The sequence below is a fragment of the Citromicrobium bathyomarinum genome, from assembly GCA_001306305.2.
Classification (GTDB): Bacteria; Pseudomonadota; Alphaproteobacteria; order Sphingomonadales; family Sphingomonadaceae; genus Alteriqipengyuania; species Alteriqipengyuania bathyomarina.
In genome coordinates this window covers 891,824-906,301 of record CP155577.1, presented here as the reverse complement: position 1 = coordinate 906,301, position 14,478 = coordinate 891,824, and the positions used below count along the sequence as shown (strand labels likewise).

At 65.1% G+C, this 14,478-nt stretch carries 14 protein-coding genes and 1 riboswitch; of the genes, 2 read left to right on the top strand and 12 right to left on the bottom strand.

The window, feature by feature from the left end:
* Nucleotides 1-115: 115 nt before the first annotated feature.
* From VO57_004625 to VO57_004570, 12 genes are all read right to left on the bottom strand, one after another.
* On the bottom strand, nucleotides 116-841 hold the full coding sequence (locus VO57_004625) for a hypothetical protein (protein XBL70634.1): 726 nt from the start codon (nucleotides 839-841) through the stop codon (nucleotides 116-118).
* A gap of 12 nt (nucleotides 842-853) precedes the next feature.
* Complete coding sequence (gene gcvPB, locus VO57_004620) at nucleotides 854-2,455, bottom strand: aminomethyl-transferring glycine dehydrogenase subunit GcvPB (GenBank protein ID XBL70633.1); 1,602 nt, start codon at nucleotides 2,453-2,455, stop codon at nucleotides 854-856.
* A complete protein-coding gene (gcvPA, locus tag VO57_004615) occupies nucleotides 2,452-3,819 on the bottom strand; it encodes an aminomethyl-transferring glycine dehydrogenase subunit GcvPA (GenBank protein ID XBL70632.1) in 1,368 nt (455 codons plus the stop codon). The genes gcvPB and gcvPA overlap by 4 nt, the downstream gene beginning before the upstream one ends.
* A gap of 15 nt (nucleotides 3,820-3,834) precedes the next feature.
* A complete protein-coding gene (locus VO57_004610) occupies nucleotides 3,835-4,260 on the bottom strand; it encodes a hypothetical protein (GenBank protein ID XBL70631.1) in 426 nt (141 codons plus the stop codon).
* A complete protein-coding gene (gene gcvH / locus VO57_004605) occupies nucleotides 4,257-4,628 on the bottom strand; it encodes a glycine cleavage system protein GcvH (protein XBL70630.1) in 372 nt (123 codons plus the stop codon). The genes VO57_004610 and gcvH overlap by 4 nt, the downstream gene beginning before the upstream one ends.
* Nucleotides 4,629-4,631: 3 nt before the next feature.
* Entirely contained in the window at nucleotides 4,632-5,765 is a 1,134-nt protein-coding gene (gene gcvT, locus VO57_004600; protein ID XBL70629.1) for a glycine cleavage system aminomethyltransferase GcvT, read from the bottom strand.
* Between the two features lie 133 nt (nucleotides 5,766-5,898).
* A riboswitch (glycine riboswitch) is annotated at nucleotides 5,899-6,001 on the bottom strand.
* A 56-nt stretch (nucleotides 6,002-6,057) separates the two neighbouring features.
* Entirely contained in the window at nucleotides 6,058-8,697 is a 2,640-nt protein-coding gene (gene metH / locus VO57_004595) for a methionine synthase (GenBank protein ID XBL70628.1), read from the bottom strand.
* A 3-nt stretch (nucleotides 8,698-8,700) separates the two neighbouring features.
* Nucleotides 8,701-9,228, bottom strand: coding sequence for a GNAT family N-acetyltransferase (locus VO57_004590; protein ID XBL70627.1), 528 nt, complete (start codon nucleotides 9,226-9,228; stop codon nucleotides 8,701-8,703).
* Entirely contained in the window at nucleotides 9,225-10,274 is a 1,050-nt protein-coding gene (locus tag VO57_004585; protein XBL70626.1) for a homocysteine S-methyltransferase family protein, read from the bottom strand. The genes VO57_004590 and VO57_004585 overlap by 4 nt, the downstream gene beginning before the upstream one ends.
* Nucleotides 10,271-11,221 carry a methylenetetrahydrofolate reductase [NAD(P)H] gene (metF, locus tag VO57_004580; protein ID XBL70625.1) on the bottom strand — a complete coding sequence of 317 codons (951 nt, stop codon included), beginning with the start codon at nucleotides 11,219-11,221 and terminating at the stop codon, nucleotides 10,271-10,273. Before metF ends, VO57_004585 begins: the two co-directional genes overlap by 4 nt.
* Entirely contained in the window at nucleotides 11,218-12,207 is a 990-nt protein-coding gene (locus VO57_004575; GenBank protein ID XBL70624.1) for a metalloregulator ArsR/SmtB family transcription factor, read from the bottom strand. The genes metF and VO57_004575 overlap by 4 nt, the downstream gene beginning before the upstream one ends.
* Nucleotides 12,208-12,290: 83 nt before the next feature.
* Entirely contained in the window at nucleotides 12,291-12,899 is a 609-nt protein-coding gene (locus tag VO57_004570; GenBank protein XBL70623.1) for a flavin reductase family protein, read from the bottom strand.
* A 101-nt stretch (nucleotides 12,900-13,000) separates the two neighbouring features.
* Here VO57_004570 and VO57_004565 point away from each other — a divergent pair, with 101 nt between their 5' ends.
* Both VO57_004565 and VO57_004560 read left to right on the top strand, forming a co-directional pair.
* On the top strand, nucleotides 13,001-14,110 hold the full coding sequence (locus tag VO57_004565) for an S-(hydroxymethyl)glutathione dehydrogenase/class III alcohol dehydrogenase (protein XBL70622.1): 1,110 nt from the start codon (nucleotides 13,001-13,003) through the stop codon (nucleotides 14,108-14,110).
* Nucleotides 14,110-14,478, top strand: coding sequence for a cupin domain-containing protein (locus VO57_004560; protein XBL70621.1), 369 nt, complete (start codon nucleotides 14,110-14,112; stop codon nucleotides 14,476-14,478). Before VO57_004565 ends, VO57_004560 begins: the two co-directional genes overlap by 1 nt.

Genomic DNA, 14,478 nt, shown 5'->3' with positions numbered 1-14,478 from the left:
GGGAGGTGGCGCGCAGCCACAGGCTGCGTGACGGAGGGGCCATGGCGCCACTGGCCCCTCCACCGCCCTGCGGGCGGTCCCCCTCCCCATTTATCCTGCGGAGAAACGGGGAGGATCAGAATTCTTCGAGTATCCGCTCCAGCCATTCGCGCGGAGCCTTGCGCCGTCCTACGTCCGCGACAAATTCCTGCCCACGGCTGACGGCGATCAGGCGATTGCGCGCAGCCCAGCGCCACTCGGCATCGTGGTAGGAGAGGTCACCGCGCCGCAACCACTTCGGCCGAACCCACCGGCTTAGCGCTTCGCCCGGTGCCGTCAGACGCAGCGCATCCGAGGCCCTGCCCGCCGTTCGCCCCGGCCCGACATAGAGCGTATCGTTCGGCCCATGCAGGCCCAGCGCGTGGGGATGACCGAGCGCCGCATACTCGGCACGCTCCGCTTTGTCGCACGCGGTCAGGTCGATCACCCGCTCGACTTGGCAATATCCGAAAATCCGATGGTGCGCCGCTTCCCCCTCGCCCGCAAACCGCCCGAAGAACACGAACACGTCACCCAGCCCCACACCGTGATTGGCGAGATGCGTCTGCGCCGCGCCGACCTGCCCGAAGATGCAGCGGCCTTCGCCGGTGAACAGCGGATCGTGGTGGCACAGGCTGTCCGCCCCGAAAGCATTCCGGCTCGCCCGAGCGGCAAGCTCGCCTAGCCTCAGGTCGCCGTAGGTTGTTGTCGCGATCCCCTTGCTGTCGGGGATCGGCAGCGAGACCGGTACGCCATCCACGATGGGCGACGATCCGCCGCCCGATCCGCTGTCGAACCCCTTGCGGCTGAAGACGATCTTCATGCCGCGCGGGTTCTACTGCCCGCCGATCTCGCTCGGCACCGGCTTGCCTGCGGGGGCGAGTTCGCCCTCCCAAGCCAGCACCGGCTTCCTCGCCGCCTGCGTTTCGTCGAGGCGCCTGCGCGGCGCGAAATAGGGCGCGGCCTTCAGGCTCTCGTCGCCTGCCTTCGCCCGCTCCGCGACCGAGCGCAGTGCACCGATGAATTGGTCGAGGCCCGCCTTGCTCTCGGTCTCGGTCGGCTCGATCAGCATCGCGCCGTGGACCACCAGCGGGAAGTACATCGTCATCGGGTGATAGCCCTCGTCGATCAGCGCCTTGGCGAGGTCGAGCGTGGAGACATCCTCGGCAAAGCCTTTGTCGCCGAACAGTGCCTCGTGCATGCACGGGCCACTCTCGCCGAAGGGCGCGAAGAGCAGATCATCGAGCGAGCGCAGGATATAATTGGCGTTGAGCACCGCGTCTCCCGCGACCTGCGCCAGACCGTCCGCCCCATGGCTGAGGATGTAGGCGAGCGCGCGGGTGAACATGCCCATCTGCCCGTGGAACGCGGTCATCCGGCCGAAGGCGTCCGAATGGCCGAACTCGTGCGCGTTCTCTTCCTCGACCAGATGCACCGTGCCGTCTTCGCCGCGCGCGGTGAACGGCAGCGGGGCGTAGGGCGACAGGGCTTCGGACAGGACCACCGGGCCGGAGCCGGGTCCGCCGCCGCCGTGCGGGGTGGAGAAGGTCTTGTGCAGGTTGATGTGCATCGCATCGACGCCGAGGTCGCCGGGGCGCACCTTGCCGACGATCGCGTTGAAGTTCGCGCCGTCGCAATAGACGAAGCCGCCCGCCGCGTGGACCGCGTCGGAAATTGCCTTCATGTCACGCTCGAACAACCCGCAGGTGTTGGGGTTGGTGATCATCACCGCCGCCACATCGGGGCCGAGCCGCGCCTTGAGCTTCTCCAGATCGACGCGGCCCTCTGCGGTCGCCGGAATATCCTCCACCTCATAGCCAGCGAAGGCGGCAGTGGCGGGGTTGGTGCCGTGCGCGCTTTCGGGCACCAGCACGACCTTGCGCGCATCGCCGCGCGCTTCGAGCGCGGCGCGGATGCACAGGATGCCGCACAGCTCGCCATGCGCGCCCGCCTTGGGGCTCATCGCAACGCCGTGCATGCCGGTCAGCTCGATCAGCCAGAAGGCAAGTTCGTTGATGACTTCGAGCGCGCCGCGCACCGTATCGACCGGCTGGAGCGGGTGGACGTCGGCGAAGCCCGGCATCCGCGCGACCTTCTCGTTCAGGCGCGGATTGTGCTTCATCGTGCAGCTGCCAAGCGGGAAGAGCCCGAGGTCGATCGCGTAGTTCTGCCGGCTGAGCCGCGTATAGTGACGCACGCATTCGGGCTCTGACAGACCGGGCAGGCCGATCGTGTCGGTGCGCTCAAGCCCACCGAGGCGGCTGGGCGCATCGGCCTGCGGTTCGGGCAGGTCTACCCCGGTGGTCTCGATATGGCCGATCTCGAAGATCAGCGGCTCTTCGAGCATCAACGCACGGTTGCCGGTGAAGGTGGCGCTTTCGGTATCGCCAGCGAGCGGCGCGCTGGGCTTCCAGCCGGACTTGTTGGGCGCGTTCATGCCAGCACCTCCTTCAGGGCAGCGCAGAGGGTCTCGATATCCTCCTCGCTGGTGGTTTCGGTGAGCGTGACGAGCAGGCCTTCGGACAGGGCATCATTGGCCGGGAAGAGCCGACCGAGCGAGACGCCCGCGAGGATGCCCTGATCGGCCAGCTTGCGGACGACCTTGCGTGCATCCTGCCCGATCATGAGCGTGAATTCGTTGAAGAAGCTGTCGTTGAGCACGGTGACGCCGGGCACAGCCGCCAGCTTATCCGCTGCAAGGCACGCAAGCCGGTGGTTCTCCGCCGCGAGCTGGCGCAGGCCCTTCTCCCCCAGCAGGCTCATGTGGACATTGAACGCCAGCGCGCACAGCCCGCTGTTGGTGCAGATATTGCTGGTCGCCTTCTCGCGCCGGATGTGCTGCTCGCGCGTCGAAAGCGTCAGCACGAAACCGCGTTTGCCCTCGGCATCCTGCGTCTCGCCGCACAGACGGCCGGGCATCATGCGGACATGCTTGGGGTCGCGCACCGCGAACAGGCCCAGATAGGGCCCGCCAAACTGAAGGCCGACGCCAATCGACTGACCTTCGCCGACGACGATATCCGCGCCCATTTCGCCCGGGGATTTCACCGCCCCGAGCGCGACCGGCTCAAGGTTCACAGCGATCACCAGCGCGCCCTTGGCATGCGCGGCTTCGCTGATCTTTTCGAGGTCGGAGAGACGCCCGAGAATATCAGGGTACTGCACGACGACGCACGAAGTATCCTCGTCGATCCGGCCTATCAGCCCGTCGAGATTGGGCGAGCCCTGCAAGGTCGGCTGCGCGTCGGCGATCTCGTCCTCGGTGAACTTCGCCATGGTCCGCACGACCTCGGCGTAATGCGGGTGCAGCGCGCCCGAGAGGACGACCTTCTTGCGCTTGCCGCGCGCGATCCGCCCCGCCATCGCGATCGCTTCCCAGCACGCGGTCGAGCCGTCGTACATCGATGCATTGGCGACCGCGCAGCCATAGAGCCGCGCGACCTGCGTCTGGAACTCGAACAGCATCTGCAGCGTGCCCTGCGCGATCTCCGGCTGATACGGAGTATAGGCGGTCAAGAACTCGCCGCGCTGGATGATGTGATCGACGGATGCGGGCACATGGTGGCGATAGGCCCCCGCACCGAGGAAGAAGGGCGCATCCCCCGCCGCGAGGTTCTTGCCGGAGAGCGCGCGCATGTGCCGCTCCACCGCCATCTCGCTGGCGTGCATCGGCAGGCCCTCGATCGGGCCTTTGAGCCGCGCATGTTCGGGCACATCGACGAACAGGTCGTCGATGCTGGACGCGCCGACTTTGGCGAGCATTTCGCCGCGATCGGCATCGGTCAGAGGGAGGTAGCGCATTGTATAGCTTCCGCTTTATAGAACTCTACGAATTGAACTCGGCTCGATGTCGCTCGCGCGATCGAAACAGAAAGTGTTGGGTTGGAAACACTCGCTGCTAGCCCGACCCTCAATCACGACTTCACGAAATTGCATTGTGCTAGCGAGAGCATCGAAAGCACTCCCTCCGCCAATACGTAAACTTCGGTCGAACGCGGCCAGCCACTCGTCTGAACCGGTCTCACCATTCTCAACCATCTCGGCGTCTTCAACCGACACGAACAGGCCACAGTCATACCCACTGCAACGGCCGAGCCATCCGTGGACAGTGACGTCCTTTCCATCGAACGCCTCGATATTGGCAATGACCTCTTCCACGGACATCGCATCGCTGGGGACTGAAAACGCACCCCCACTCAGCAAGGCGGCGCCCGCCAGAAGAGTGACGCCGCGCAGCATCAAAGACCCTCGACGAAACTCTTGTAGGCGGCTTCGTCCATCAGGCCTTCGAGCTCGCTCTCGTCGGCGATGGTCAGTTTGAAGAACCAGCCGTCTTCCTCGGGAGAGGAGTTGACCAGCGCGGGGTCTTCTTCGAGCGCGGAGTTCACCTCGATCACAGTGCCGGTGATCGGGGCGTAGACATCGCTCGCCGCCTTCACGGATTCGACGACGGCCGCGTCCTTGCTCTTTTCAAGCTCAGCGCCTTCGTCGGGCAGTTCGACGAACACGATGTCGCCCAGCTGTTCCTGCGCATAGTCGGTGATGCCGACCGTCGCGGCTTCGCCTTCGACTTCGATCCACTCATGATCTTCGGTGTAGTAACGGGACATTTGCTAGCTCCCCCGGAAATAGCGGTGTTGGACAAAGGGCATTTTCGCGACGCGCGCGGGCAGGCGTTTGTTCCGGACCTGCACTTCGAGCGCGGTATCGATCTCGGCATGGGCAGCATCGACATAGCCCATCGCGATTGGGTGGCCGAGCGTGGGCGAGAAGCCCCCGCTGGTGACGGTACCGACCTGGGCGTCGCCCGCAAAAATCTCCGAACCCTCGCGCGCGGGCAGCCGCCCGTCGAGCACGAGGCCGACACGCTTTTGCGCCGCACCATCGCTCAGCGCGCCGCTGATCCGCGCGTGCCCGTGATAGCCACCCGCCTCGCGCCGCTTCTTGCTGAGCGCAAAGGTCAGCTCGGCGGTGACCGGATCGACCTCCGCAGTCAGGTCATGACCATACAGCGGCAGGCCCGCTTCGAGACGCAGTGAATCGCGTGCGCCCAGCCCGATCGGCTTGACCCGCTTGTCCTCCGTCAGCGCCGCGGCGAGCTTTTCCGCGTGATCGGCGGGCACCGAAATCTCGAACCCGTCTTCCCCGGTGTAGCCCGCGCGGCTGATCCACAGCGGCACGCCGTTCCAGTCGTAAAACCCTGCGGTCATGAACACGAGTTCGGCGGCGGCAGGGACCAGTTCGCCCAGCGCATCGACCGCTTCAGGGCCCTGCAGCGCGAGCAGCGCCTGGTCTTCGTGGTGGGTCAGGGTGATGTCGTCGGGCAAATGCTCACGCAAAAAGGCGATGTCGTCCCACTTGCATGCGCCGTTGACCACCAGCGCGACGTGCTGCCCGGTATTGGTCACCATCAGATCGTCGAGAATGCCGCCATCCTCGGCCAGCAGCAGCGTATAGCGCATCCGGCCCGGCTTCAGGCTGCTGACCAGTCCGGGGACGAGGGCTTCCAGCGCCTCTGCCGCCGCGGCAATGTCTCCATCGGGGCCTTCGAGAGTCAGCTGGCCCATGTGCGACACGTCGAACAGGCCCGCATGCGCGCGGGTCCAATCGTGTTCGGCCACGATCCCTTCGTACTGAAGCGGCATTTCGTAGCCCGCGAAGGGCACCATGCGCGCGCCATGCGCACGATGCCACGCATCGAGAGCCAGCTTTTCCGGCGCGGTTTCGGTCTCTTCTTCGCTCATCATTCAATATCCGACAGCCGCGGGAAGACGCGCGTTGGTGCGCATCCTTGCCGCCTGCCCCCTCTGTCGGAATACCTGAGAGCTTACCCCTTCGGTGGTCGCTGGCAGTGCCAGAGACGCTTTCCAGAGTGTCCAATCGGCGCGCGCGGTTCGCCTTGCCTGAGAGTTTCCGGGGCGGTTGCTCCTTCGGCGCCGCGGTTCGGCCAGGGCCTCTCCACGATCTCTCCCGCGCGCTCCGCCGCAGAATCGCTTCTGCGGAGAACGACTGGCGGTGTGCGTTATTTGCTGCGGTGCGTCAATCGAGATTGGGACGCAGCCAGCGTTCGGCGGTCGCGATATCCACGCCTCTGCGCTGCGCATAGTCTTCCAGCTGGTCGCGGCCGATCCGCGCAACCCCGAAATACTCCGCTTCCGGGTGGCCGAAATAGAACCCGCTGACCGCCGCCGTGGGCCACATCGCGAAATTCTCGGTCAGCGTCAGGCCGGTATTGGCCTCGGCATCGAGCAACTCGAACAGCATCGGCTTGAGCGAGTGATCGGGGCACGCAGGATAACCCGGCGCGGGGCGGATGCCGCGATATTCTTCCTTGATCAGCGCATCGTTGGTCAGCTGTTCGTCGGGCGCATAGCCCCACAGATCGGTGCGGACATGCTTGTGCAGCCGCTCTGCAAAAGCCTCGGCGAAGCGATCCGCGAGCGACTTGAGCAGGATGTCCGAATAGTCGTCCTTGTCCGCGATGAACTTGCGCGAAGGCTCGTCGATCCCGTGGATGCCGACCGCGAAACCGCCGATCCAGTCGCCCGCGGGGTCGATGAAATCGGCGAGGCACATGTTCGCGCGATCACGGCTCTTCTTGATCTGCTGGCGGAGCATCGGGAGCACAACATGCTCCTCGTTGCGCTCGAGATAGACCGTAATGTCATCGCCATCGCGCGCGCAGGGCCACAAGCCGCACACGCCGCGCGCGGTCAGCCATTTCTCATCGATGATCCGGTCGAGCATCGCGTTGGCATCGGCGAAGAGCGTGCGCGCGGTTTCGCCGACCACCTCGTCGTCGAGGATTTTCGGGTATTTGCCGTGCAGTTCCCACGCGCGGAAGAACGGCGTCCAGTCGATATATTCGCGCAGGTCCGCCAGCGACCAGTCGTCGAACACGTGCAGGCCCGGCCGCATCGGCGGCGCGGGCTTGTCCGAATAGAACGGATCATAGTGGTTGGCGCGCGCTTCCTCGAGCGTGAACAGCGGGTTCTTGGTCTTGCCCTCGCGCGCCTCGCGCACCTTCACATATTCGCTGGCCGTATCGTCGACGAAGGCATCCCGCTGGGTGTCGGACAGCAGGCGGCTCGCCACCCCGACAGCGCGGCTCGCGTCGAGCACGTGGATCACCGGGCCTTCATAGGCCGGATCGATCCTGAGTGCGGTGTGCACCTTGCTGGTGGTCGCCCCGCCGATCAGCAGCGGGATCGACATCTGCGCGCCCTGCATTTCCTCCGCGACGGTCACCATCTCGTCGAGCGAGGGGGTGATCAGGCCCGACAGACCGATGATATCCGCCTTGTTGTCGTTCGCGGCCTTCAGGATGTCGCTCCACGGCACCATCACGCCCAAGTCGATCACGTCGTAGCCGTTGCACTGGAGCACGACGCCGACGATGTTCTTGCCGATATCGTGGACGTCGCCCTTCACGGTCGCCATCACGATCCTGCCCTTGGTCTTCTGCTCGGCCTCGGGAAGCTTGTCCTTCTCCGCCTCGATATAGGGGATCAGATGGGCGACCGCCTTCTTCATCACGCGCGCCGACTTCACCACCTGCGGCAGGAACATCTTGCCCGAACCGAACAGGTCGCCAACCACGTTCATCCCGTCCATCAGCGGGCCTTCGATCACCTCGATCGGGCGACCGCCGGCCGTTTCGGTGGCGGCGCGCATTTCCTCGGTATCGTCGACGATATGCGCGTCGATGCCTTTGACCAGCGCGTGCTCCAGCCGCTTCTCGACCGGCCAGCCGCGCCATTCGGCGGCTTCCTTCTCCGCCTTCTGGTCCTTGCCCTTGTAGCTTTCAGCGAGCGCGATCAGCCGCTCGGTCGCGGTCTCCTCGCCCGGTACATCGCGGTTGAGGATCACGTCCTCGCACGCTTCGCGCAAAGTCGGGTCGATCTGGTCGTAGATGTCGATCTGCCCTGCATTGACGATCGCCATGTCGAGCCCGGCGGGGATCGCGTGGTAGAGGAAGACCGAGTGCATCGCGCGGCGCACGACCTCGTTGCCGCGGAAGCTGAAGGAGAGGTTGGAGAGCCCGCCGCTGGTCTTGGCATGCGGGCACGCGGCCTTGATCTCCTTCACCGCTTCGAGGAAATCGAGCCCGTAGCGGTCGTGCTCCTCGATCCCCGTCGCGACCGCGAAGATATTGGGATCGAAGATGATGTCTTCGGGCGGGAAGCCGATTCCGGTCAGCAGCTTGTAGGCGCGCGTGCAGATCTCGACCTTGCGTTGCTTGGTGTCCGCCTGGCCGGTCTCGTCGAAGGCCATCACCACGGCGGCCGCGCCGTAGTCCATGCACAGACGCGCGTGGGCCAGGAATTCCTCCTCGCCTTCCTTCATCGAGATCGAGTTAACGATCGGCTTGCCCGAGACGCATTGCAGGCCCGCCTCGATCACATGCCACTTCGAGCTGTCGACCATCACCGGCACGCGCGCGATATCGGGCTCGGCACCGATCAGCTTGAGGAAGGTGGTCATCGCGTGGACCGCGTCGAGCAGGCCCTCGTCCATGTTGACGTCGATCACCTGCGCGCCGTTTTCGACCTGCTGGCGCGCGACTTCGACCGCGGTCGCGTAGTCGCCGTCCATGATCAGCTTCTTGAACCGGGCGGAGCCGGTCACATTGGTCCGCTCGCCGATATTGACGAAGTTGGCGATATTTTGCTCGGTCATGATTTAAGTCCGGTCCAGATCGCGGGCGAGAACGACATCGTCGTACAGCGTACCGCCGACATCGAAGCGTCGCGTGCCGATCTGGCGAAATCCCTGTTTGGTGTAAAAGCCGATGGCGCGTTGATTATCGTCCTTCACGCCGAGTAGCAGGCGCGCATGGCCCGCCGCCCCGGCGAGTGCGGCGTCCAGCAGGCGGGCCGCGATCCCGCTGCCGTGAAAGCGTGACAGAACGTAGATTTTCTTGAGCTCGACATCCCCCTCGCGCGCGGCGTCGAGTTCGGGCGCGGTGAGCAGGGCAAAGCCGATCGGCGCGCCGTCCAGCTCGGCCAGCCAGGCTCGCGCCCCGCCTTCGAGCAGTCCTCTAAGATAGGCGGGCGCGTGGCGCTTCTGGCAATGGGTAACGAGCGCGTCACCCGAAATCATTCCGGCAAAGGTTTCGAGGAAGGTCGCGTCAGACACCAGCGCCAGCCGCCCAGCATCCTCTCCGCCGGCCTCTCGCACCACCACACGCTCCACAGCGGCATCGCTCATGCAGCGATCTCGAAGGGTTCGAGCCCAGCGAGGCGCATCACCGTGGGCGGTTCGGGCAGTTCGCGCGGGGGCAGACCGACAACAGCCTTCGCCATCGCGGCGATATGTTCGGGGGTCGAACCGCAGCAGCCGCCCAGAATGTTGACCTGTCCCTTGTCCGCCCAAGCCTTCACCAGCGCTGCGGTGGTGTCGGGTTCTTCGTCATATTCGCCCAGCTCGTTAGGCAGGCCGGCATTGGGATAGACCATCACCAACGTATCGGCGAGCTTGGCCAGCAACTGGACATGCGGGCGCAGCTGTTCCGCGCCGAAGCTGCAATTGAGCCCGATGGTCACCGGCCTGGCATGGCGAACCGAGTGCCAGAACGCCTCGACCGTGTGGCCCGACAGGTTGCGGCCCGAAAGGTCGGTCAGCGTCATGCTCATCATGATCGGCACCTCGCGACCAAGCTCGCGCTCCAGCTTTTTCACCGCGAAGATGCCCGCCTTGGCGTTGAGCGTGTCGAACACGGTCTCGATCAGGATGAAGTCCGCCCCGCCCTGCACGAGCCCGGCGGCCTGCTGCCGATAGACTTCGACCAGATGATCGAAGGTGATCTCGCGATAGCCGGGGTCTTCGACATCGGGCGAGAGCGAGAGGGTCTTGTTGGTCGGGCCGATCGCGCCCGCGACGAAGCGGGGGCGACCGTCCTTCGCCGCGTATTCATTCGCCAGTTCGCGCGCGATGCGGGCGGATTCGAAGTTGATCGCGTCGACCTTGTCTTCCGCCTTGTAATCCGCCTGGCTGATCGTGTTGGCGGAGAAGGTGTTGGTCGAAACGATGTCCGACCCGGCATCCAGATAGGCGCGGGTAATGTCGGCGATCACGTCGGGGCGAGTGAGCGCGAGGATATCATTATTGCCCTTCTGGTCGGCGGGCAGGTTCAGATCGCCCGCATAATCCGCCTCGGTCAGCTTGCGGTTCTGGATCTGCGTGCCGAACGCACCATCGGATATGAGGACGCGCTTGGCGGCTTCCTGCATCAGGGTCTGGCGGGCGTCGGTCATGCTGGGTTCTCCGTGGGCCGCATGCCGAGCAGGTGGCAGATCGCGTAAGCGAGGTCGGCGCGGTTGAGCGTATAGAAATGATAGTGGCGAATTCCGCCCGCGTAGAGCCGACGGCACATTTCTGCAGCGATCGTGGCCGAAACCAGCTGGCGCGCGGCGGGGCGCTGGTCGAGCCCTTCGAAAAGATTGTCCATCCACTGCGGAATTTCGGCGCCGCACTGCCCGGCGAATTCGCGCGCCTTGGCGACATTGGTGATCGGAAGGATGCCGGGCACGATCGGCACGTCGATACCCGCCTTGTCGGTCTTTTCCAGAAACGCGAAGAATGTTTCGGGCGAGAAGAAGAACTGCGTGATCGCGCGGTCCGCGCCCGCATCGATCTTGCGCTTCAGGTAATCGATCTCCGCCTGCGGGCTCTGCGCGTCGGGGTGGCATTCGGGATAGGCGCTGACCGAAATCTCGAAATCGGCGACCTCTTTCAGCCCGCGCACCAGCTCTTCGGCATTGGCGTAGCCATCGGGGTGCGGTTCGAACGGGCCGAGCGTGCCGTCCTCGCGCGGCATGTCACCGCGCAGCGCCACGATGTGGCGCACGCCCGCTTCCCAGTAGTGCTCGGCAATCCGCTGCGTTTCCTTCTTCGAAGCGTTGACGCAGGTGAGGTGCGCAGCGGCAGGCAACCCGGCCTCGGCGATGATCCGCGCGACCGTCTTGTGCGTGCGCTCGCGCGTCGAGCCGCCCGCGCCGTAGGTGACCGAGACGAAGTGGGGATCGAGAGGTTTCAGCTCCTCGATCGCGCTCCACAGCGACGCTTCCATCTTCTCCGTCTTGGGCGGGAAGAATTCGAAGCTGACGTCGATATCGCCCGGCAGTCCGCTGAACAGCGGCGGGGTGGTCGCATAGTCTGCTTCGCGAGCGGGATCGAACATGGTGCCTGGTCCGGCCGTCATCGTGCCGCCTTTCGTGTGGTTTCGCGGGTGCCGAGCGCGTCGATGCGCCGGGCGACCCAGATTCTGACCTCCAGCGTGTCGCCTTCGAGCGAGCGCGGAGGTTCGCTCGCAAAGCCGGTCTGCTCCAGAGCGCCGACCAGCTGCCCGTCTTCGAAGCCGAGGCGGGCATGCTGGAAACGTTCGCGCAGTTCTTCCTGCTGGTGTGCGGCGAAATCGACGATCGCGATCCGCCCGCCCGGCCGCAGCACCCGCGCCGCTTCGCGCAGCGGCACCAGCGGATCGGGCGCATAGTGCAGCACCTGGTGGAACAGCACCGTGTCGAACGACGCGCTGTCGAACGGCAGGGAGAGGAAATCGCCCTGCACCAGCTCGACCTTCTCTGCGGGCAGATGCTGAAGCTTGGCCCGCGCCACCCGCAGCATCTCGAGACTCTTGTCGAGCGCGACGATCCGCGATGCCCCTTCGACGAAAAGCTCCGCCATCCGCCCGGTGCCGGTGCCGATGTCGAGCAGTTCGCCCAGCGGCTCGCCCCCCAACGCGCGGTTCAGGGCGGCTTCGACCTTTTCATCCGGGCTATGGCGGCGGCGCAGGTCGTCCCATTCGGTCGCATGGGCTTCGAACCATTCGGCCGCCTTGTCTTCGCGCGCATTGCGGATCGCGGCGAGCTGGACCCGATCCTCTTCGCACTGCGCGGCGAATTCGGCGTCTTCCTGCTCGGCGATCGAAAGCAGCCGGGCCACCGCCGCCGTCAGCGGCGATCCATGCGCGCCCTCGGTCGCGGCGCGCAGATAGATCCAGCTGCCTTCGCGGCGACGCACCGCGAGCCCTGCATCGCACAGGATCGAGGCATGGCGGGAAACACGCGGCTGGCTCTGCTGGAGCACCTGCGACAGCTCACCCACAGCAAGCTCGATCGTCCCCAGCAGCCGCATGATCCGCAGCCGGGTGGTGTCGCCAAGCGCGCGCAGGATGGCTTCGGTCCGCATCGCGATCCGACATATAAAGATATTTTTATATCTACAAGTCCTGCGAGAGCGAGAGGCTCACGCAGCCTGCACTTGCAGCTGCCTCAGCCGCTCTCGATCTGTCGCAGAAGCTGTAGCTGGGCGCGGCCTGCGGAGGTCAGCCGCCAGCCCTCGCCGCCCTGTACGATCAGGCCGTCGCTGACCAGTTGCGCCTTGGCGGTATCGCTGGCGGGCTCGCCATCGGGCATCACCCGGCCATAGCGCCCGCCGTGGTAGATCAGCGGTTCGGCGCTGGTCCGCTCGAAATCGACCACCTCGCCAAGGAAGATCGCATGATCGCCGCCCTCGTACTCGAACTTGGCGGTGCAGCCGAAGCGCGCCGCACACCCTTCGAGGCGCGGGGCCCCTTCCGGCCCGTCGCCGCAGTCCAGATCGCCGAACTTGTCCGCCCCGCGGCTGGCGAAGCGGTTGGAAAGCGACTGCTGGTCCGCCGCCAGCACGTGTACCGCCCATGCCTTCGCATTGCGGAACACGGGCAGATTGCGGCTGCCCAGAGACAGGCTCCACAGCACCATCGGCGGGTCGAGCGAGACCGAATTGAAGCTGTTCGCCGTCAATCCGGAAGGCTGCCCGTCCTCATCATAGGCGGTCACGATCGTCACACCGGTGACAAAAGTACCGAGCGCATCGCGAAAGGCGGATTGATCGATCACGGATCAAGGGCCTAGGCAGGCATCCGAACAAGCGCAAGGCACGTTTGCGCCACCCGGCGCGTTGCCATGCAGACAGACCCCGCGAGAAGGAGAATTCCCCCATGAAAACCCGCGCAGCCGTCGCCTTCGAAGCAAAGAAGCCGCTCGAGATCGTCGAACTCGATCTGGAAGGCCCCAAGGCCGGCGAAGTGCTGATCGAGATCAAGGCGACCGGGATCTGCCACACCGATGCCTACACGCTCGACGGGCTCGACAGCGAAGGCCTGTTCCCCAGCGTGCTCGGCCATGAAGGTGCAGGCATCGTGCGCGAGGTCGGCGCGGGCGTGACATCCGTGAAGGAAGGCGATCACGTCATCCCGCTCTACACGCCCGAATGCCGCCAGTGTAAGATGTGCCTGTCGGGCAAGACCAACCTGTGCAGCGCGATCCGCGAAACGCAGGGCAAGGGCCTGATGCCCGACGGGACCACGCGTTTTTCCTATCAGGGCAAGCCGATCTACCACTACATGGGCTGCTCGACCTTCTCGAACTACACCGTCCTGCCCGAGATCGCGGTCGCCAAGATCCGCGAAGACGCGCCGTTCCACACCAGCTGCTATATCGGCTGCGGGGTGACCACGGGCGTCGGCGCGGTGGTCAACACCGCCGATGTGCGGCCGGGCGACAATGTGGTGGTCTTCGGCCTCGGCGGGATCGGCCTCAACGTGATTCAGGGCGCGCGGATGGCGGGGGCCGACCGGATCGTGGGCGTCGACATCAACCCCGACAAGAAGCCCTATGCCGAACATTTCGGGATGACCGATTTCGTCAATCCGAAGGATGTCGACGATGTGGTCGCGCATCTGGTCGAAATGCTCGACGGCGGGGCTGATTACAGCTTCGACTGCACCGGCAATACCGATGTCATGCGCCAGGCGCTGGAATGCTGTCACAAGGGCTGGGGCACCTCGATCGTCATCGGCGTCGCCGAAGCGGGCAAGACGATCGAGACGCGCCCGTTCCAGCTGGTGACGGGCCGCAACTGGCGCGGCACCGCGTTCGGCGGCGCCAAGGGCCGCACCGACGTGCCCAAGATCGTCGACTGGTACATGGACGGCAAGATCCAGATCGACCCGATGATCACCCACGTGCTGAAGCTGGAAGAAATCAACAAGGCGTTCGACCTGATGCACTCGGGCGAGAGCATCCGCTCCGTCGTGGTGTACGACTGATGGGCAGCGCAGCCCCGGCAAAGGTCAATCTGGCCGAGAAGTTCGCCCTGTTTTCCGAGCACTGGTCGCCGCGCGTCGCGGCGCGCTACAACGGTAACGAGGTCCGGCTCGCGCGGGTCGAGGGAGACTATCACTGGCATTGCCACCCCGACACCGACGAGCTGTTCCTGGTGGTCGAGGGAGAGCTCGACATCGAGTTTCGCGACCGGGTCGAGCACCTCGCGCAGGGCGAACTGATCGTGGTGCCGCGCGGCGTCGAGCATCGCCCCCGCGCCACCGCCGGCGAGGCGAAACTGCTGGTGATGGATGCCGACGGCACGCCCAATACCGGCGACGCAGCAACCGCCTTCGTTCCGGTGGAGGTGTAG

Excerpts from the sequence above, each read along its gene's own strand:
- VO57_004625 (XBL70634.1), bottom strand. The coding sequence starts at position 841 with ATGAAGATCGTCTTCAGCCGCAAGGGGTTCGACAGCGGATCGGGCGGC.
- gcvPB (XBL70633.1), bottom strand. The coding sequence starts at position 2,455 with ATGAACGCGCCCAACAAGTCCGGCTGGAAGCCCAGCGCGCCGCTCGCT.
- gcvPA (XBL70632.1), bottom strand. The coding sequence starts at position 3,819 with ATGCGCTACCTCCCTCTGACCGATGCCGATCGCGGCGAAATGCTCGCC.
- gcvH (XBL70630.1), bottom strand. The coding sequence starts at position 4,628 with ATGTCCCGTTACTACACCGAAGATCATGAGTGGATCGAAGTCGAAGGC.
- gcvT (XBL70629.1), bottom strand. The coding sequence starts at position 5,765 with ATGATGAGCGAAGAAGAGACCGAAACCGCGCCGGAAAAGCTGGCTCTC.
- metH (XBL70628.1), bottom strand. The coding sequence starts at position 8,697 with ATGACCGAGCAAAATATCGCCAACTTCGTCAATATCGGCGAGCGGACC.
- VO57_004590 (XBL70627.1), bottom strand. The coding sequence starts at position 9,228 with ATGAGCGATGCCGCTGTGGAGCGTGTGGTGGTGCGAGAGGCCGGCGGA.
- VO57_004585 (XBL70626.1), bottom strand. The coding sequence starts at position 10,274 with ATGACCGACGCCCGCCAGACCCTGATGCAGGAAGCCGCCAAGCGCGTC.
- metF (XBL70625.1), bottom strand. The coding sequence starts at position 11,221 with ATGACGGCCGGACCAGGCACCATGTTCGATCCCGCTCGCGAAGCAGAC.
- VO57_004575 (XBL70624.1), bottom strand. The coding sequence starts at position 12,207 with ATGCGGACCGAAGCCATCCTGCGCGCGCTTGGCGACACCACCCGGCTG.
- VO57_004565 (XBL70622.1), top strand. The coding sequence starts at position 13,001 with ATGAAAACCCGCGCAGCCGTCGCCTTCGAAGCAAAGAAGCCGCTCGAG.
- VO57_004560 (XBL70621.1), top strand. The coding sequence starts at position 14,110 with ATGGGCAGCGCAGCCCCGGCAAAGGTCAATCTGGCCGAGAAGTTCGCC.